Annotated in this window: 19 protein-coding genes; 18 read left to right on the plus strand and 1 reads right to left on the minus strand. The window is 41.7% G+C overall.

The genetic code is table 11. The features are described from left to right. Positions 1 to 113: 113 nt before the first annotated feature. Positions 114 to 773, minus strand: coding sequence for a LuxR C-terminal-related transcriptional regulator (locus L3V25_RS06405; protein WP_237294614.1), 660 nt, complete (start codon positions 771 to 773; stop codon positions 114 to 116). Between the two features lie 310 nt (positions 774 to 1,083). Between L3V25_RS06405 and L3V25_RS06410 the strand changes: the two genes are divergently transcribed. The 18 genes from L3V25_RS06410 to L3V25_RS06495 all read left to right on the plus strand — a co-directional run bounded on the left by L3V25_RS06410 (position 1,084) and on the right by L3V25_RS06495 (position 18,137). Then, positions 1,084 to 1,623 carry a single-stranded DNA-binding protein gene (locus tag L3V25_RS06410; RefSeq protein ID WP_237294615.1) on the plus strand — a complete coding sequence of 180 codons (540 nt, stop codon included), beginning with the start codon at positions 1,084 to 1,086 and terminating at the stop codon, positions 1,621 to 1,623. Positions 1,624 to 1,761: 138 nt separating this feature from the next. Further along, positions 1,762 to 3,753, plus strand: coding sequence for an RNase E specificity factor CsrD (csrD, locus tag L3V25_RS06415; RefSeq protein WP_237294616.1), 1,992 nt, complete (start codon positions 1,762 to 1,764; stop codon positions 3,751 to 3,753). Positions 3,754 to 3,860: 107 nt separating this feature from the next. Continuing rightward, positions 3,861 to 5,228: an MSHA biogenesis protein MshI gene (locus L3V25_RS06420; protein ID WP_237294617.1), complete on the plus strand. Its 1,368-nt coding sequence runs from the start codon at positions 3,861 to 3,863 to the stop codon at positions 5,226 to 5,228. Continuing rightward, on the plus strand, positions 5,228 to 5,884 hold the full coding sequence (gspM, locus tag L3V25_RS06425; RefSeq protein ID WP_237294618.1) for a type II secretion system protein GspM: 657 nt from the start codon (positions 5,228 to 5,230) through the stop codon (positions 5,882 to 5,884). The genes L3V25_RS06420 and gspM overlap by 1 nt, the downstream gene beginning before the upstream one ends. Then, on the plus strand, positions 5,877 to 6,203 hold the full coding sequence (locus L3V25_RS06430; RefSeq protein WP_237294619.1) for an MSHA biogenesis protein MshK: 327 nt from the start codon (positions 5,877 to 5,879) through the stop codon (positions 6,201 to 6,203). The genes gspM and L3V25_RS06430 overlap by 8 nt, the downstream gene beginning before the upstream one ends. Positions 6,204 to 6,220: 17 nt before the next feature. Next, positions 6,221 to 7,891 (plus strand): pilus (MSHA type) biogenesis protein MshL, encoded by a 1,671-nt coding sequence (mshL, locus tag L3V25_RS06435; protein WP_237294620.1) that lies wholly within the window; start codon positions 6,221 to 6,223, stop codon positions 7,889 to 7,891. Next, on the plus strand, positions 7,891 to 8,736 hold the full coding sequence (locus L3V25_RS06440; protein ID WP_237294621.1) for an AAA family ATPase: 846 nt from the start codon (positions 7,891 to 7,893) through the stop codon (positions 8,734 to 8,736). The genes mshL and L3V25_RS06440 overlap by 1 nt, the downstream gene beginning before the upstream one ends. Positions 8,737 to 8,738: 2 nt before the next feature. Next, positions 8,739 to 9,932, plus strand: coding sequence for a hypothetical protein (locus L3V25_RS06445; RefSeq protein ID WP_237294622.1), 1,194 nt, complete (start codon positions 8,739 to 8,741; stop codon positions 9,930 to 9,932). A 2-nt stretch (positions 9,933 to 9,934) separates the two neighbouring features. Continuing rightward, entirely contained in the window at positions 9,935 to 11,662 is a 1,728-nt protein-coding gene (locus L3V25_RS06450; RefSeq protein ID WP_237294623.1) for a type II/IV secretion system protein, read from the plus strand. Between the two features lie 10 nt (positions 11,663 to 11,672). Further along, positions 11,673 to 12,893 carry a type II secretion system F family protein gene (locus L3V25_RS06455; protein WP_237294624.1) on the plus strand — a complete coding sequence of 407 codons (1,221 nt, stop codon included), beginning with the start codon at positions 11,673 to 11,675 and terminating at the stop codon, positions 12,891 to 12,893. A gap of 253 nt (positions 12,894 to 13,146) precedes the next feature. Beyond that, positions 13,147 to 13,608 (plus strand): hypothetical protein, encoded by a 462-nt coding sequence (locus L3V25_RS06460; RefSeq protein WP_237294625.1) that lies wholly within the window; start codon positions 13,147 to 13,149, stop codon positions 13,606 to 13,608. A gap of 94 nt (positions 13,609 to 13,702) precedes the next feature. Further along, entirely contained in the window at positions 13,703 to 14,269 is a 567-nt protein-coding gene (locus L3V25_RS06465; RefSeq protein WP_237294626.1) for a prepilin-type N-terminal cleavage/methylation domain-containing protein, read from the plus strand. A 46-nt stretch (positions 14,270 to 14,315) separates the two neighbouring features. Continuing rightward, positions 14,316 to 14,786, plus strand: a complete 471-nt coding sequence (locus tag L3V25_RS06470) for a type II secretion system protein (protein WP_237294627.1) — start codon at positions 14,316 to 14,318, stop codon at positions 14,784 to 14,786. 130 nt (positions 14,787 to 14,916) lie between these two features. After that, positions 14,917 to 15,408, plus strand: a complete 492-nt coding sequence (locus tag L3V25_RS16540; protein ID WP_276574034.1) for a type II secretion system protein — start codon at positions 14,917 to 14,919, stop codon at positions 15,406 to 15,408. Between the two features lie 305 nt (positions 15,409 to 15,713). Beyond that, positions 15,714 to 16,232 (plus strand): prepilin-type N-terminal cleavage/methylation domain-containing protein, encoded by a 519-nt coding sequence (locus L3V25_RS06480; protein ID WP_237294628.1) that lies wholly within the window; start codon positions 15,714 to 15,716, stop codon positions 16,230 to 16,232. Next, on the plus strand, positions 16,229 to 16,843 hold the full coding sequence (locus L3V25_RS06485) for a type II secretion system protein (RefSeq protein WP_237294629.1): 615 nt from the start codon (positions 16,229 to 16,231) through the stop codon (positions 16,841 to 16,843). Before L3V25_RS06480 ends, L3V25_RS06485 begins: the two co-directional genes overlap by 4 nt. Positions 16,844 to 16,845: 2 nt before the next feature. Continuing rightward, positions 16,846 to 17,631: a prepilin-type N-terminal cleavage/methylation domain-containing protein gene (locus L3V25_RS06490; protein WP_237294630.1), complete on the plus strand. Its 786-nt coding sequence runs from the start codon at positions 16,846 to 16,848 to the stop codon at positions 17,629 to 17,631. A gap of 11 nt (positions 17,632 to 17,642) precedes the next feature. Further along, positions 17,643 to 18,137, plus strand: coding sequence for an MSHA biogenesis protein MshP (locus L3V25_RS06495; RefSeq protein ID WP_237294631.1), 495 nt, complete (start codon positions 17,643 to 17,645; stop codon positions 18,135 to 18,137). Positions 18,138 to 18,278: the final 141 nt, after the last annotated feature.

The following is an 18,278-nucleotide window of genomic DNA, read 5'->3' on the forward strand; positions in this document are numbered from 1 at the left end:
ACCTTGTATAAATAGGGGATATCTGTGCGCTAAAATAGCATTTTTTTCATTAGAAACACAAATATAGCAAAGAACATGGCGGTTGCGGGCAACATCTTCGTGATTACTAGAAATTAACCCTCAGATAAATAAAGCTGAGCCCAGTAGATAGCTTGTCTACGGTTACTGACATTAAGCTTTCTAAATATTCGGTATAAATGGGATTTAATCGTATGTTCACTGACGAATAGTGAATCCGCAATATCTAGGTTCGATTGACCTATTTGTAGGTGAGTCAAAATTTCTAACTCTCTACGGGTCAATGATAGTTTAGCCTTTATAGTAGGGTTGGCTTGTTGGTGGTTAAGGGCTTGCCAGTGTTTAAATAATTTGATTAATAGTGATTTAGGCAAGCAATTATGTCCGGCGATCATTTTTATCAACTCGTCACAAAATTGCTCGTTGGATGTTGCGTGATAAAAATAACCGGCCAAGTTATACCATTGAGAGAGTAAGACTAAATTGGCTTTTTCGGGAGCAAAGATAAGAGCGCTTGCTTGAGCTTTTTTTAAAATAGGGTGGGTTTGTAGCTCAAATAATTCTTCTTCGGTAAAGCGCGCATCGACAAGCAAAATGTAAGGTTCTTGCTGATGTAATATTTTAGTCACTTCATCGTAATTGATAAGCGTTAATTGAATATCAATCCGTGTTTTGACTATTGAAAGAAAAGCGTCATTGGCCTCAATAAATGGCGATAACAAATACACGGAGGTTTCTTGGTTTTGGCAAGTCATGTCAACAGACCTTCTTGATAACACGGTTGATTTTTAATACCGCGACTGTATGAAACTTGCAGCTTGAATAGTATAAACTTATGCTGGTTTTTTATACGATTCTTGGTTTTGAGAAGAGATTCATTGTATTCAATAATTTATGATGAATGCTTTGGAAGTTACTATGCTAGGTAGTGACTTTCGCTATTGGTTATCGTGAACATAAAGGCTAATCTCAAAGTGAGTTGAGGCGATATTATTATACCGTTAGCTGTATAAATCATGATATGATCGACAGCTATTTTTGAAATGTATTAAGACGGAGCAGAACATGGCTAGCCGCGGAATAAATAAAGTAATTTTAGTCGGAAATCTAGGTAACGACCCAGAGATTCGTTATCTACCAAGCGGTGGTGCGGTTGCAAACATTACCATTGCTACTTCTGAAACATGGAGAGATAAAGCGACAGGCGAACAACGTGAAAAAACTGAATGGCACCGCGTTGCTTTGTTTGGCAAGCTAGCTGAAGTGGCTGGTGAGTACCTACGTAAAGGCTCTCAAGTCTACGTTGAAGGTCAATTGCAAACACGTAAATGGCAAGATCAAAGTGGTCAAGACCGTTACACTACTGAAGTGGTTGTACAAGGCTTTAATGGCGTAATGCAAATGCTAGGTGGCCGTTCTCAAGGCGGACAAGCACCAGCAGCTGGTGGCAATCAAGGTAACTGGGGTCAACCTCAGCAACCACAAGCGCAACAATCTGCGCCGCGTGCTCCTCAGCAACAAGCACCTCAACAGCAAGCACCACAGCAACAGGCTCCACAATATAATGAGCCACCAATGGATTTTGATGACGACATTCCATTTTAATCTCAGTGTATTTAACTGAATAAAAATGCTCGTCATCGCACGATTTGATAAAAAGCCGCATCTTAAATGCGGCTTTTTTGTTATTATAACAAATAGATAGAACTAATAGACTTCACTCGATATGGAACTTCGACTTAAATGAAACCAACTCCAACATTAAAACTAAGTACCCGCTTGGTTGCTTTTGTCACCATGATTGTTGTGAGTGCCATGTTTATATTATTCGTGGGCGGCGTGTTTACCTTTAAAAAAATGGGTGGGCAATATGTCGATCAAAACTTACAGCGCCTGACAACGGTTATTGATCAAGAGTTAGCGACTCCACAAGATTTTGATGCGATGCGTCATTGGCTACCTAAACTGTTACAGACCAGTGATGTTGGGGAGCTAAAAATCACCTCGCCAGCAGGTGTTATCTATACCTTCCAAAATAAATCTCTGCTGCAACAAGATGAGTTACTGCTGTATAAAAAAACCTACCCACTTGAGCGCAATCAAGATTATTTTGCTGAATTCCAAGTTGTGCCGCCTTATGCCAATAATAGTTATTCTTTTGAAGCCTTCTTTTCGTTAACACTGGCAGTTGTGCTAGTGATGTTTTGTTTATTGAAAGGGTTGCAATGGTTAAGAGATCAACTCTATGGCTCAGAGCTACTTGAAGAACGCGGCCGGATGATTTTAGCCGGACAAGTTGAGCAGTACACCAAAGGTGATGAAAGAGAATTTCCATATTCAGCCAGCCAAGCTTTGACTCAATTGATTGAAGAATTAAATGATGCCAGACAAGAGCGCAGTCGCTTTGATACCTTCATTCGCACTCATACTTTCTTAGATAAACTTACCGGCGCTGCCAATCGAGTGTTATTCGATAGTCGTTTAACCTCAGCACTGCAAGAAACTGGTGCAGGTGGTGGCGTTCTAGCGGTTGAAATTAATGGTTGGGATGAGTTTATTGAAACCTCAGAAAAAACTGAATATGAAGCGTTTTTGGTGGCAGTCGGTCAAGTATTGACGAATTTAACTCAAAAATATCCGAATGCAGTATTTGCCCGTTATTACAGTGGCCAATTTACTTTATTAATCCCTCATCAATCAGAAAAAGAAATTTCAACCCTAGCGAGCCAGTGCATTAATCAGCTTAAAAAACTCGATATTCCGAACGATTTAGACGGTGAAAACTGGTGCCACATTGGCGCAACAATTTTTTCACAAGGAGAGCGTCGCGGTAAGATCATTGATGAGGCGGAAACTGCTATAAAAAGTGCTCGACTAGAAGGGGTTAATGGTTGGGCTAAGTTCAAGAAATATAAGCATAAATCGGTAGAATATCGTGGTGGAGTTCGCTGGCGAAACCTATTTGATTTATCTTTAAGTCCAAATAAGCTATTTATTTATGAACAGCCTTGTTATCTAATAGAAAATGACAGCTCAAAAATCACAGAACACTATCAATTATTCACCAGAATTCAAGATGAGAAGGGTGACATAATTAAAGCTTCTCGTTTCTTAACAGCAATTGAACAAGTTGGTTACGAGAGAATTTTGGATCAAGCAATACTCAAAACTGTGTTTAATCAGCTGAGATCTGAATGGCTAGAAAATCGCTATGCGGTAAATTTATTTACTGTGCCATTTAAGAGAAAAGATTATCGGCGCTGGTTAAGAGACGAACTACTGCAAATACCTACGGAAGCAAGGCATCGATTAAGTTTCTCTTTTATTGAGCGAAACTTAGTGACGGATCTGGACGTTATGCGCCCAGTGTTAAAGATGCTTTCAGGCTTGGGCTGTCAAATAATAGTTAATCAAGTTGGCAGAACAATCGTCAGTACTCACTATATAAAAACACTGCCGATTAGTTATTTAAAATTGCACCGTAGCTTGGTAAAGCAAATAGATAGAAGAAGCGAGAATCAGCTATTTATTCGTAGCATATTAGGTTCTTGTATTGACAGTAACACTAAGGTTATCGCGGTAGGCGTGGAAACTGAAAATGAATGGTCTGTCTTATCTCAGTTAGGGTTGGATGGTGCTCAAGGGCGCTTCTTCGCCACTGAAAAACAATTGCTGCCAAATATAGAAACAACACGCGTGATTAAGCCCGGTCGTAGAAACCGTTGGCGTAAATAGAGGAATTTAAACAACCTATGAGTATTCACTCAATGCTCCAGAACTTTATGAATAGAGGTCCGGAGGTATCAACACTTAGTATTGTTATGCTGAGTGAAGGTATTTACTTGTCTAAAGTTGACCCAGAGTCTGGCCTAGAAGCTGCCTCTTTTTATGAGTTAACGGATAACAATTGGGATTTCGTTTTAAGTTCGGCGCTAAAAGAGCATCAATGTCAAAACTTGAACGCTACCGTGACTTTAGGTTCTCATTTATATCAAAGTTATCAAATTGATAAGCCAGCCATTCCTAAAGAAGAATGGTCGGTTGCTTTGCCTTTCCTATTGAAAGATCTCATTACCGAACGTGTTAATGAGATTGTTGCCGATGGGGTTGAGCTCGCTGATAGTAATAAAATACAAGCCTATGTTGTCATTAAGCGTTTTGTTGAACAACTCAAGCAAGTACTTGATCACCGCAGTGTTAAATTATTAAACATCACTCCTGAAGATGAAGTGTGGGCGCACGCGCGTTCTGATGTACCTGCTTATATGCTGCTGCATCGTTCACAAAACAGTGAATTTAAAATTGGTGCATTTGTTAATCAAAGTTCTGCATTTCAAAGAACCGTGCGTGGCGTGGAATCACCAATAACGGGTGAATTCGCTAGTTCATTACAAATTGATGCTTTGGCACTTGAGCTACAACGCTCAATGGACTACCTATCTGCGCAGTTAAAACAAGTTCAGATTAATAAGCTGTTTCTTTGCTGTGATGATGAAAATACCGAAGAGCTACGAGAAGCGCTACAAGAACGTCTAAATGTAATGGTTGAGCCGTTACTGCTGTCTGATGTGACGCAAAAAAGCGGTGAAGTATTAGTTTATGAAGCTTATCAGTTAGGGCTGAAGGGCGTTAATTTATACCCTGCGCACTTACAACCAAAGAAAGAAGTCTTTAATTTAGATTTAGTTGCAGTGAGTTGGGCATTGCTGTTCTTGCTGATGATGGTGATTTATAGCGTTTATAACTATAAGAATAATCAGCTAGATAGCCAAATCGCCGTAGCCAATGGTCAAGCAACCGAATTAACCAATGAAGTGGCGGTACTGAATAAAAAACTTGCCGCTCACAAACCGTCGCCAGCAAAACTCGCGGCAGTTGAGCGTTTACGTGATGATGTCAAAACCAAACAAGCCTCACTTAAAGTAATTTCGAGCTTTGATTCGCAACTTCAAGTGGGTTATTCCGGCATTATGTCTGGCTTAGCGTCAATTGATAGACACGACATCTCACTTACTAGCATTGATATTAAAAATGGCAAAATGAATATTCAAGGTTTAGCGAAGTCTCCAGAAGTGATTCCAAGTTGGGTACAGCAGTTTAAAAATGAGATGAACTTAGTTGGTCGAACCTTTGAACGCTTATCGATTGGTCGTGATGAAAATAACGTAGTGATCTTCTCCTTACGTTCTAAAGATGGGGATGATAACTAATGGAGCAAATCAAACAACAATGGGCATTGCTGAGTGCTAAGTTCGACAAAATGTCTGAGCGAGAAAAATGGCTGACCACGGTTGCAGGCTGGGTCGCGATTTTATTCTTGCTCTATACCTTTATGGTTGAACCTGCTCAAGTTGATAATAACGCCAAAACAGTCCGCTTAGCCTCGTTAAAAGGACAGATTGGTCAGCTACAAGGTGATATTGAAGTTATCAAACATAAGCTTAAGCAAGATCCGGATAAAGACGTTGATAAAGAATACAGCGTGTTATTAACCGAAAGTCAGGATCTTTCACTGCGTTTATCTAATGTGGTCGATAGCCTAGTAACGCCAACGGGCATGGCCGAACTACTAGAACAAGTACTAGAGAAAACGCATAAGCTGAAATTAGTGGCGTTGACTTCACTACCAAGTGAGCCTATCACTCGTGAAGATTCCGATGAAGACATTGGCTACTACATTCACCCAGTGAAAATTGAATTAACCGGCAACTACTTCGATATTTTAGAGTACCTTGCCGAATTAGAGCAGATGAAAGTGAAGTACTACTGGCGCAGCTTTAATTATCAAGTGATTGAATATCCACAAGCTCAATTGCAATTAGTGGTGTATACCTTAGGGGCTAAAGAGGAGTTTATTGGTGGCTAGAACCTTTATATTAAGCCTTCTTTTGATCGTTTCAGGCAGTGTGTTTGCACAAGATGACGATCCAACCGCTCCATTAGATTGGATGACAGGTAAAGTATCCGCTAAGCCTGGGCCTGTGTATTACCGTGTACCATCGTTGCAAAGCATTGTTTGTAATGATGGCGGTGGTCAATGCCGAGCGATATTAAATAATAAAATAGTGAGTAAAGGAGAATCGGTAAGTGGTTACCGTGTGGCTGATATAAGCCGTGAATACGTCACTCTAACTCGAGGGTCTAAAACATGGAATTTAGAGCTCTTTTCTCAGATAAAATATTAAGGTTTCAAGGTTAACTTATGCGTAAACTCATTTTAAGTATCATGATTGCCTCGTTAGCAGGTTGTTCTATGGGGCACAGAGATCCCACAGAAATTAAGCACGCGCTAAACGAAGCAGTTAATGAGAATAATAGTAGCTCAGTTGATGACTTACCTGATTCTGTGCAAGCGGATCTTATGCCAGACGTTGATGGCTCTCGCAATAGTGCTAACTCTTCTGTTAAGCGTTTCCGTGTACAAGCACAAAACGTGAATGCCAAAACATTCTTTGCGAGCTTAGTACAAGGCACCGATTACAGCGTTGTTGTACACCCTGATGTGGCAGGCCAAGTTACTTTAAACCTTTCAGATGTCACCTTAGACGAAGTGCTTAATTCCGTTCGTGATATTTATGGCTATGACGTGATTAAAACGGGCAAAGTGATTCAAGTCTATCCAGCGGGTTTAAGAACTGAAACCATCCCTGTTGATTACTTGCAATTTAAACGTCGCGGTATGTCTCTAACCACCATTACTACCGGCTCGGTAACATCAGAATATGATGATGACGATAATGATAGTGATAGTAGTTCATCAAATTCAACCAGCAGCAGTAATAACTCTGATAGCGATGATTATGACAGTGGCGACGGTATGTCTACCGAGACTAACGCAACTGGCGGTACTCGTATTGAAAGTACTACCCAAAGTGATTTCTGGCCGCAGTTACAAAAAGCGCTTAAAACCATGGTCGGTAACGGCAGTGGTCGTAGTGTGATCGTTTCACCTCAAGCGGGTGTTGTGACTATTCGTGCTTATCCAAATGAATTACGTGAAGTGAAAGCCTTCCTAGGTGCTTCAGAAAAACGCCTACATCGCCAAGTAGTACTTGAAGCGAAAATCATGGAAGTGACATTAAGTGATGGTTACCAACAAGGTATCAACTGGTCAAATCTAAGTGGTTCGATTGGTGGTACAACCATTACGGGTGGTACATCGGGTTCAGGTATTGTTCCCGGGCTAAATACCATTGGTGATTTGCTTGGTGGCGGAACCAACATGGTAATCAGTGATGGTAACTTTAGCGCAGTCATGAACTTTATGGCGACTCAAGGCGATCTAAACGTACTATCTAGCCCACGTGTAACGGCTTCGAATAACCAAAAAGCGGTCATCAAAGTAGGTGAAGATAAATATTACGTCACTGACGTTGATGGCGAAGTCGGCAGCGGTGATAACGCTAACGTTTCTCAAGATGTTGATTTAACGCCTTTCTTCTCGGGTATTTCATTGGATGTAACGCCTCAAATTGATGATAAAGGCAACGTGATGATGCACGTTCACCCTGCCGTTATTGATGTGACGACTGAGAACACCTTAATTGACCTTGGTTCTAACGGTGGCATATTAGAGTTACCACTAGCGAAAAGCTCAATTCGTGAGTCTGATACGGTTGTACGTGCCAAAGATGGTGATGTTATCGTGATCGGTGGTTTGATGAGTACCGCTACAGTTGAACAAACCACTAAGGTTCCATTCCTAGGTGACGTTCCAGGACTAGGGCACTTATTCCGTAACACCAATCAATTAACTAAGAAAACAGAACTGGTTATTCTACTTAAACCAACCGTTGTAGGCGTGAACACTTGGTCTCAAGAAGTTGAGAAATCTCGTGACCTACTACAAGAATGGTTCCCTGATTCTGAATAATGGTTTATCAATCTTTCTTCGGTTTGAGTCAGGCACCTTTTAGCCTGACTCCGACAACAGCGCTATTTCACGGTTTAGAGCCTCATTATGAAGCGATTCAAACTGTGCTTAGTGCTGTCGAAATGGGCGAAGGGATTGTTAAGGTGACGGGTGAAGTTGGTACAGGTAAAACCTTAGTTTGCCGCATGTTGATCAACCAGCTAAAAGATAATGTTCATTTAATTTATTTACCAAACCCTGTTTTAACTGGGCATGAATTAAAACAAGCGGTAGCGCATGAATTATCGCTACCCAGTGATATTGATTCAGTCAGTTTGGTCGATGCGATTCATCTGAAATTGTTAGAGATACATCAAAGTGGTCGCACAGTGGTAGCGCTGATTGATGAAGCTCAGGCATTGAGTGATGAAGCGATAGAGACATTGCGTTTATTTGGTAATTTAGAAACTGAGCATCGCAAACTATTACAAATGGTGATTTTAGGACAACCAGAGCTTGATGAACGCTTGCAGCAGCATAGCCTACGTCAGTTTCGTCAACGTATTACGTTTAGCGCGCAATTAAGGCCGTTAAGCATGAGCGAAACCGTTGCCTACATCGAACACCGAATGATTCAAAGTGGTGGTGAAGCCGAAGTGTTTAGCCTTCACTTAAAAAAATCCATATGGAAAGCGACACAAGGCATTCCACGAATGATTAATCAAGTGTGTCATAAATCGTTATTAATGGCTTTTATGGAACAAAACAAACAGGTGCAAAATCACCATGTGTTTAGTGCGTTACATGACACCTTTGATGTTAGAAAACCAAAATATAAGACACCATATTTATGGGGTTGGAGTTAAAAATGAGTACCATTAATAACGCTTTATCAAAATTAGCGGAACAGCAGTCAGCGCAAAATAAGTCAGCACAACCTGAATCAGCAACGATTCAAAATACTACTGACTCTTTAGTTCGCGCCAAAGTTGCTCCGATTAAATCATCACGTTTAGTTTGGGCGGTTGGTGGCTTTACGCTAAGTCTAGGTCTTGGGGCTTGGGCGGTAAGCAGCGCGCCAAATCCAATTCAAACTTCGGTGATGGTAGAAAATGATACTCAATTAGTTCAACCAGCCGCGGTGACATCAACACCGACTATGCCTAGTAATACGAGCAAAGTAGTTGATCCTGTTCATACGACCATTTATGAAGCGCCAAAAGTGGCGGCAGCACCAGCTCCAACACCGAAAGCGGCTCAATCGACAGTAAAAAACGTTGCAGTAACGAAACCAGTAGCAACTAAATCTGTAGCGGCTCAACCTGCAACGAAAAAAGTCAATGCACCCGCGCCTCAGCGTACTTCTGTTGCGACTAAACCTTCTAACGATGGCATGTTGTTAGCATCAAATAATACTTCATCAGCGGCAACTCAAGAGACTGGCGAATCTTCAATGCAAGTTCACCAAGTTGAATTAAGTCACCGTCAAATGGCGGACAAAGCCATTGAGCGTGCCAATAAAGCGTTAGAAGCGAATGATTTTTCTGGCGCAAGTGCAGAGTTCCAAACGGCGTTACGTTACGTACCTGAAGATGAAAATACACGTCGTAAGTTAGCGGCCTTGTATTACGGCAATAATCAAGTTCGTAAATCTGCAGAATTGCTAGAAGAAGGCATCAAGATTAACAAAAACAGTACCGATTTACGTATGTCTTTGGCGGGGATTTTATTAAAAGAAGATCAAGCGGAAGCCGCATTAAGCACTCTAGGCTACATCCCTGATGATGTGACAGACAAGTACCTAGCGATGCGTGCAGCACTAGCACAAAAATTAAAAAATAATGAATGGGCACTGCAAAGTTACCAAATGCTGTCTCAGCGCGATCCTGAAAATGGACGCTGGTGGCTTGGGCTAGGTATTCAACAAGAACGTAGTGCACAGCTAAAAGAAGCGAAAGAGTCCTACACCAAAGCTTTAACTATGGTTGGTCTGTCATCGCAATCTCAAGCGTTTATTCGTGATCGTATCAATGTTCTGACCACTCTAGAGCAAGGAAATTAATCATGGCGCAAGTTAAATTACGCAAACGTCTTGGTGACTTATTAGTTGAAGAAAACGTTATTTCGCAAGATCAGCTCGATACCGCACTAGGCTCTCAAAAATCAACTGGCCGAAAGCTAGGGGATACCTTAATTCGTTTAGGTTTCTTGACTGAGCAGAAAATGCTGGCGTTTTTGTCTCAACAACTTGCGCTACCATTAATCGATTTAAACCGTGCGCATATTGATGTGCAAGCCGTTCAATTGCTACCCGAAGTACACGCTCGCCGTCTGCGTGCTTTAGTCATTGGCCGTAACGGTAACGCACTACGTGTTGCCATGAGTGATCCTGCTGACCTTGCAGTACAAGAATCGCTATTAACTCAATTAAATAATTACTCACTAGAGTTTGTGGTTGCCTCTGAAAAGCAACTATTGAACTGTTTTGACCGCTTTTATCGTCGTACTAAAGAAATTGCCTCTTTTGCCGAGCAATTACATGCGGAGCACCAAGGTAGTACTGCATTTGATCTTGCATTTGAAGATGATGAAAGTGAAGAAGTTACCGTAGTAAAACTGATCAACTCATTGTTTGAAGATGCGATTCAAGTCGGCGCTTCAGATATTCATATCGAACCCGACTCCGATGTACTACGCCTACGTCAACGTATTGATGGCGTATTGCATGAAACCTTATTGAATGAAGTGAACGTCGCTTCTGCTTTGGTTTTACGTTTAAAACTGATGGCTAACATGGATATTTCAGAAAAGCGTCTACCACAAGATGGTCGCTTTAATATTCGTGTACGTGGTCAATCGGTGGATATTCGTATTTCTACTATGCCAGTGCAATTTGGCGAATCAGTGGTAATGCGTTTATTAAACCAATCATCGGGTATTCAATCCCTTGATGAATCAGGTTTATCGCCAGAACTGTTAGCGCGTTTACGACAACAATTACGTCGTCCACATGGCATGATTTTGGTTACCGGCCCAACCGGTTCAGGTAAAACCACTACTTTATACGGCGCGTTATCTGAATTGAATGAGCCGGGTAAAAAGATCATTACGGTTGAAGATCCGGTGGAATACCGTCTACCTCGTGTCAACCAGGTGCAAGTTAACTCTAAAATCAATCTAGAATTCTCAACCATTCTGCGTACTTTCTTGCGTCAGGATCCCGATATCATCCTAGTGGGTGAGATGCGTGACCAAGAAACGGTAGAAATCGGCTTGCGTGCCGCATTAACCGGTCACTTAGTTTTATCAACACTGCACACCAATGATGCCGTAGATAGCGCACTCCGTATGATGGATATGGGCGCGCCGGGTTACCTAGTCGCCAGTGCGGTTCGTGCCGTAATGGCGCAGCGTCTAATTCGTAAAGTTTGCCCAGATTGCGGTGATAACCATTACCCAGATGCGGCGACAGAACAATGGATCGCGACCCGTTTTCCAAATCAAGTCGGCGCGAGCTTTAAAAAAGGCATCGGTTGTCAAAACTGTAATTTAACAGGTTACCGTGGTCGTATTGGTGTGTTTGAATTCCTAGAGCTTGACCAACCTATGATGGATGCATTGCGTTGTAATGATGCCGTCGGTTTTGCCGCCAAAGCTCGTCAAACTGAAGGTTACAAACCGCTACTTGCTTCGGCAATGGAACTGGCTCTACAAGGTATTGTGAGTTTAGATGAAGTCATGGTATTAGCAGAAGGGGATTCTTCCGCTAACCAAGAACCGATTCTGCTGTAAGGAATATTGAATGCCAACTTATCAATATCAAGGCAGAAACTCGCAAGGCAAACAAGTCAGCGGACAAGTCGATGCCCCGACCGAGGAACTGGCGGCTGAGTCGTTATTTTCTCGTGGAGTCGTGCCGACCTCGATCAGCAAAGGCGGTAAAGCGAAGAAAGAATTTGATCTTGCCGATTTATTCGCTACAGCAGTGCCACTTGAAGTGTTTATTATCTTTTGTCGTCAGTTATATAGTTTGACCAAAGCCGGTGTGCCGTTATTACGTGCGATGAAAGGCTTAACCCAAAACTGTACCAATAAGCAATTAAAAGAAGCACTAGAAGATGTAGGCATCGAATTAACCAATGGTCGCAGTTTTTCTGCTGCTTTACAGTTACACCCAGCGGTATTTACGCCATTGTTTGTTTCGCTTATTCACGTTGGTGAAAACACCGGTCGTTTGGATGAAGCACTATTGCAGCTCAGCCGTTATTACGAAAAAGAAGTCGAAACCAGAAAGCGTATTAAAGAAGCACTACGTTACCCGAGTTTCGTAATTGGTTTTATTGGTATTGCGATGGTGATATTAAACACCATGGTCATTCCAAAATTTGCTTCAATGTTTGAACGTTTTGGGGTCGATCTACCACTACCGACACGCATGTTGATCGCAACATCTAATTTCTTTGTCGATTATTGGGTACTGTTACTCGCGATTTTTGTTGGTGCGATCTTTGGTTTTAAATCTTGGGTTAGCCGCGCATCTGGACGAGAAAAGTGGGATAGATTCAAACTACGTATGCCGCTTGTTGGCAGCATTGTAAACCGTGCACAAATGTCACGATTCTCTCGAACCTTTTCTTTGATGCTTCGGGCTGGTGTACCGATCAACCAATCATTAGCATTGGCCGCAGAGGCACTCGGTAACCGCTTTTTAGAAGTACGATTATTGGAAATGAAAGCAGCGATTGAAGCGGGTGGTAATATTTCAACCGCCGCCGTCAACAGCGATATCTTCACTCCACTGGTGATTCAAATGATTGCCGTCGGTGAAGAAACCGGTCGCATCGATGAACTACTACTTGAAGTGGCTGACTTCTACGAACGTGAAGTCGATTATGATTTAAAGACCTTAACCGCCCGTATCGAACCAATTCTGCTAGTAATAGTAGCAAGTATGGTTCTAATTCTAGCATTGGGTATTTTCTTACCAATGTGGAATATGTTGGATGTGATTAAGGGGGGGTAATTTGTTATTCGAGTCTCGAGTCTCGTGTCTCGGGCGCTGCGCTGCTCGTATTTCGGAAAAGAATAAAAGCGGTTCCTAGTTGCTAGTCCCTAGTTTCTAGGAAAAGCAAAGACGTAACTCGTTTCTCGGGCGCTGCGCTGCTCGTGTCTCGGGAAAGCAAAAGCGCGGATCGAGCAACTAGAAACGAAGTGCTCGAGCTACGAGCCACGAAAAAAGAAACTAGGAATCTAATATTAGGAACTTAATAAAACCCATGAGTGATACCAACAAACGTCTAAAATTTTTCATCTGGTGTTCGGTGGTGTTTTGCATCATGGCGGCTTGGTTGTATGTGTGGGAAATTAAAACTGAACCGGAAGCGGAACGCACGGCATTTACTGTTGCGCAAAGGCAAATATTAAGTAGTGCCAATACTTATCGCCAAGATTGGATGTTAGATAAGCAGCCGGAAAGCGAAGTAATTGATAACTTTTTAGTTAATTTTACATCGTCAGGTTGGCCGATTACACTCAAAAACGGCGAGGTGAACTGTAATAAGTGGCTGCCGTTACTGTGGCCTGATAGTAAAGTCTTCGGACAAAGCTATACAGTTAATAGGGTTAATGCTGGTAAGAACCACGCACATTGTGAATATGTATTCCCTCATGGGCAAACCATTCACGTACAGTTATTGAATGGCGCACTGCATGTTGATGTGAAAGAAGTTACTCAATAAAGTTTTGTTTTATTTTATAATGCGTAAGAAATATCTGATGTATATTACGCCTCTTGATTTCAATGGTACTATTCCAACAGCGGTCTATTAAGATATGAAAAAACAGTTTGGCTTTTCTTTGTTGGAATTAATCATTGTGATTGTGGTAATTAGCCTTATCGCAATCATTGCACTACCCAAATACCTCCACATTGTAGAAGAAGCAAAAAAAAGCAGTGTAGAAGGTGTGGCAGCAGGTTATACCGCCGCAGTGATGTCGGCACGCTCGCAATGGGAAGTAGCACAAAGACCAAAGCGTCAATCTGGTCGTCACAGTTATAATTATGTCGAATTGGATGGCTCACCATTATGGTTGACCGATAACTCAGCGACAGGCTTGAGCGGTTACACCAATGGTTACCCAATGTCAGTTCGCGAAGAATCAAAAAAATACACCACCACGATGACCAATCAAGGTTGTGTATTGTTGATGGAATACTTGCTACAAAATCCACCTCTTACTCAAGCGGTAGATGTAGCAGCAGAAGACAAGAAAGAGAATGTACGCTACTTAGCGAAAGCAGACTCAAATACTTGCATCTATTTTCAGCAAGAAGGAGCAAACCACTCCTTCACGTATGAAATGAAAACTGGTCGTGTGACCGTAAACTTACAACCATAATTTTTGTGGTTGCATTGTAAACTTAAAAACATAGAGAGTAATTACTATGAAAAAACAAGGCGGTTTCACCCTAATCGAATTAGTGGTTGTAATTGTAATCCTAGGTATTCTTGCAGTAACTGCAGCACCTAAATTCCTTAACCTTCAAGACGACGCTAAAGTAAGTGCTGTTAAAGGCCTAGCTGGTGCAATGAAAGGCGCAGCTGGTATTGTTTATGGTAAAGCGGCTGTAGCTGGTGTTGATACTGCACAGGATGATGCTGTTTCTTCTGCTGATGGCACGACAGTTGAAATTGCATACGGTTACCCTAAAGCGACTTCTGCTGGTATTGGTCAAGCTGTAGATGGTCTTGATACTGATTGGGTTAATAATCCAAATGCAGGTGGTACTAACACTTGGGGTTATAAAGATTTCGATTGTTACGTAGTTTATACCCAAGCAACTGGTGTATCTAATCCTGCATCTGTAACTATATCTGGCGCTGCTGCTAACTGTGATTTCAATACTGATAACTAATCACTAATTAGTATGTGATGTGTAAGGCCAGATTTATTCTGGCCTTTTGAATTTTTATAGCTGATGTTGCTTATTTGTTGGGCAGTATTATGATGCTTTATGTTTTATCTTCTTATGTGGTGAAAGCTAAATGAAAAAGCAAAATGGTTTTACGCTAATTGAATTGGTCGTTGTAATTGTTATTTTAGGTATTTTAGCTGTTACCGCAGCACCAAAATTCCTAAACTTACAAGATGATGCCAAAGTAAGTGCAGTTAAAGGTCTTGCGGGAGCAATGAAAGGGGCTGCAGGCATTGTTTATGGTAAGGCTGCTGTTTCTGGTGTTGAAACATCTCCAGATGAAGTGGAAGTATCAGCAGCTGACGGTACTTCTGTGATGACTAAATTTGGTTACCCTACAGTTGCTGGTATTGCAGATGCGGTTGATGGTTTAGATACTGATTGGGTTTTAGTCGCTTCAGCTGCAAATTCAGTTTCTTACGGATACAAAGATTTCGGTTGTGTTGCTAAGTACACTCAAGCGAGAGCTTTAGATAAGCCGGCTACTGTAAAAGTTGAAAATACAGCTATAGTTCCTGCAAATAAAGTTGCGAATTGTGAGTTTAATACAGACGCTGAATAATTGATGACGATCTAAAAAAACAGTTCCTAGAAACGAGTACCTAATTATTGGTCCCTAGTTTCTAGGAAATGCAAAAGAATAGACGTAACTCGTCTCTCGGCCGCTACGCTACCAGTTTCTCGAAAAAGCAAAAGCGCGGATCGAGCAACGAGAAACGAAGTGCCCGAGCTACGAAACTCGAAAAAAGTATCCAAAACTCGAATCCGCTTTTCGGCTCTCGAGCGAAGCGTCCTTGTACCCCGTCCCCTTCTCTAGGGACTAGGAACCAGTAAACTAGAAACCTAAAACAAAAACAGGTGCAGCAAATGCCTAAGCGTTATTCTTCACAACGTGGGTTTACGTTAGTTGAGCTCACCATCGTTATCGTTATATTGGGAATACTTTCCGTATTTGCCGCCAGTCGCTTTCAAGGCGCATCCTCTTTTTCTCCTTATGCCGCTCAAGCACAAGCGATTTCTGTTATTCGTCAAATCCAACTTGCGCGTATGCAGTCAAATACCGCAGATGGTGAAGAAAATCCACAGTACCAACTCTATGTATCTGATACGTGTCTAGGTTCTCCTGCAGCGTGCAGTGGTAATGAATCTCTGAGCAGTAAAGTGCAAATTGATGGGCAGGACTTAAAATTTACTATCACGCCTGAATCAGATCCTGATGGTATACAATTTGATCTGCTTGGGCGTCCTTTGCCATTGACTAGCACCGGAAGTTCCGACACTGGAACCTCATATCAAATAACCATTAAAGCCACAGGCAACGATGTTGAAAGCACGACAATCTGCATTAATTCGGAAGGCTATGTTTCTGGCGGAGACTGTAAATGAACAATAAAGGCATTAAACAAAACCGCCAAGCAGGCTTTACCTTAATTGAAAGTATCGTCGCCATGGTCGTGATGGGCATTGCGATGACGATTTTATTCTCAGTCTTTTTCCCGCGCGTAGAAGACTCAGGCCGTCCACAATATATCGTTCGTGCTTCTGCGTTAGGGCAGAGTGTGATGAATACTATTCTATCGCGCAGTTTTGATGAAGCTAGCGATCCTAGTGGCAGCATAATACGTTGTGATGATGGTGATAACCCGGATCTTAATGGCGATACTGCTCCAATATGTATTGGTGCTAAGGGACGTGACTCTGAAGATAGTGCTGCAGACTTTAATGATGTCGATGACTATATAGGTTGTTGGGAAACGGATAATAAGTGTACTGATTCAGAAATAGGATCTGAAAGTGCATACCTACTTTCCGATCTTATCCCTAATACTGACCAATATCCGCACTTTAAAGTCGTCGTTGATGTGATTGATGTTGCCAATAATGGTGCAGAGTCATTGACTAGTAGTGAATTACATACCATGAAAAAAGTCACATTGACGGTGTCGGCGCAAGGCTATGAAAGCATCCGATTAGTTGGTTACAAAGGGAACTACTAATAATGTTGCATTATAAAAAACAAACTGGCTTCACCTTGATTGAGCTCATTATCACTATTGTAGTGATTGGTATTATGGTGATGGGGATTGCTGGGTTTATTGAGCTTGGTACTAAAGGTTATGCCGATACGGTCGATCGCCAACAATTACAAAATCAAGCACGTTTTGTAGTCGAAAAACTCACTCGTGAAATTCGTCATGCGGTACCCAATAGCTTTTCTGTTTTTAATAATGGAACCGGTGAATGTTTGAGCTTTTACCCTATCGACTACTCAGGTGCCTATGTCATGTTGGAACAAGGTGAAGGCGTGAGTGACCGTTTTCGTTTTGTCATTGTAAATAGTATTAGTTCACCGGGTGCAAACAACCTAGAAAATAAAAAGATGGTAATAAACCCTGCCACTCCAGATGATCTTGATACGGCAAATAGTAATCAGAGTATTGTGCTTTCTGGGGTAGCAAAAGATGAAAGCAATGATTTTTACTCTATCGAGTTTGATGAAGAGTTTAATAGCGGTAATGTCGTTCCTTCTCCAGCCAGCCGTTTGTATATCTACAGTCATCAAGTGACTTATTGCCAGCAAGGGACACAATTAACGCGTCAAATTGATACTCAAGCTCCAATTCAAGTGGGTGAAGATGTAGAACTGGCTGATTTTGCCGATGGTACTGCTGATGGTGAAGATGCTTTATCTCGTAGTGCTTTGATTCACCTGCGCTTATTGTTCTTGCGTGGTGATGAGAGAAGTAACTACGAAAACGATGTTCAAGTATTGAATGTGCCATAGGTGGATAGCAAATGAATAATATGAAAAATGCACCTTCATCATTAAAGCATCAATCAGGCAGCGTTTTGATTGTGGTGATTTTTGTTGTTGTGGTGATGGGCCTGCTGGCTGCCACAATGGCACGTTTAGAATGGTCAAACCAAGATACCCAAAGCCGTGAAATTATGGGTAACCGAGCTTGGTTTATGGCGCACTCCGTCAATGAATGGGCATTAACCCAATTATTCCCTTTAGGTGAAACTGGTGAAGATGTCGGTGTATTACAAGGCCGTTGCAGTTCTATTTCTTTCCCAGAATCTAATGGATTTTTTACTGATACCGAATATCAAAACTGTGAAATAAAATCAGTAGAGTGCACTCCACAGGTACTCAATATTGCTGGTGGTGAAGATGAACCAACAAGTTATGGCTTTTTTAAAGTGGCCACAAAGGCAAGTTGTAGTGACGCTCAAGGTTTATTTAACGTCGAGCGTTCTCAAGAGGTAGTGGTCAAAGCACTCAAGTAATACCCCTTATTGAAATTTATAGAACTAGCTTGTTTAAAATCGGCGTACCCTCTTACTCTGAACAAACAAGCTAGATAACCCTTTTTGTATGTTGTAAAAGCGGGAATACCAAATGAACCCTTTCATTCTTAGCGCGATCAC

The sequence above is a fragment of the Vibrio sp. CK2-1 genome (assembly GCF_021726515.1).
In the GTDB taxonomy this organism is placed as follows: Bacteria; Pseudomonadota; Gammaproteobacteria; order Enterobacterales; family Vibrionaceae; genus Vibrio.

Bases quoted from the DNA above. Each gene is read 5' to 3' on its own strand.
- L3V25_RS06485 (WP_237294629.1), top strand. From the start codon at position 16,229: ATGAACAATAAAGGCATTAAACAAAACCGCCAAGCAGGCTTTACCTTA.
- L3V25_RS06470 (WP_237294627.1), top strand. From the start codon at position 14,316: ATGAAAAAACAAGGCGGTTTCACCCTAATCGAATTAGTGGTTGTAATT.
- gspM (WP_237294618.1), top strand. From the start codon at position 5,228: ATGGAGCAAATCAAACAACAATGGGCATTGCTGAGTGCTAAGTTCGAC.
- L3V25_RS06465 (WP_237294626.1), top strand. From the start codon at position 13,703: ATGAAAAAACAGTTTGGCTTTTCTTTGTTGGAATTAATCATTGTGATT.
- mshL (WP_237294620.1), top strand. From the start codon at position 6,221: ATGCGTAAACTCATTTTAAGTATCATGATTGCCTCGTTAGCAGGTTGT.
- L3V25_RS06495 (WP_237294631.1), top strand. From the start codon at position 17,643: ATGAATAATATGAAAAATGCACCTTCATCATTAAAGCATCAATCAGGC.
- csrD (WP_237294616.1), top strand. From the start codon at position 1,762: ATGAAACCAACTCCAACATTAAAACTAAGTACCCGCTTGGTTGCTTTT.
- L3V25_RS06455 (WP_237294624.1), top strand. From the start codon at position 11,673: ATGCCAACTTATCAATATCAAGGCAGAAACTCGCAAGGCAAACAAGTC.
- L3V25_RS06405 (WP_237294614.1), bottom strand. From the start codon at position 773: ATGACTTGCCAAAACCAAGAAACCTCCGTGTATTTGTTATCGCCATTT.
- L3V25_RS06450 (WP_237294623.1), top strand. From the start codon at position 9,935: ATGGCGCAAGTTAAATTACGCAAACGTCTTGGTGACTTATTAGTTGAA.
- L3V25_RS16540 (WP_276574034.1), top strand. From the start codon at position 14,917: ATGAAAAAGCAAAATGGTTTTACGCTAATTGAATTGGTCGTTGTAATT.
- L3V25_RS06410 (WP_237294615.1), top strand. From the start codon at position 1,084: ATGGCTAGCCGCGGAATAAATAAAGTAATTTTAGTCGGAAATCTAGGT.
- L3V25_RS06490 (WP_237294630.1), top strand. From the start codon at position 16,846: ATGTTGCATTATAAAAAACAAACTGGCTTCACCTTGATTGAGCTCATT.
- L3V25_RS06460 (WP_237294625.1), top strand. From the start codon at position 13,147: ATGAGTGATACCAACAAACGTCTAAAATTTTTCATCTGGTGTTCGGTG.
- L3V25_RS06445 (WP_237294622.1), top strand. From the start codon at position 8,739: ATGAGTACCATTAATAACGCTTTATCAAAATTAGCGGAACAGCAGTCA.
- L3V25_RS06440 (WP_237294621.1), top strand. From the start codon at position 7,891: ATGGTTTATCAATCTTTCTTCGGTTTGAGTCAGGCACCTTTTAGCCTG.
- L3V25_RS06480 (WP_237294628.1), top strand. From the start codon at position 15,714: ATGCCTAAGCGTTATTCTTCACAACGTGGGTTTACGTTAGTTGAGCTC.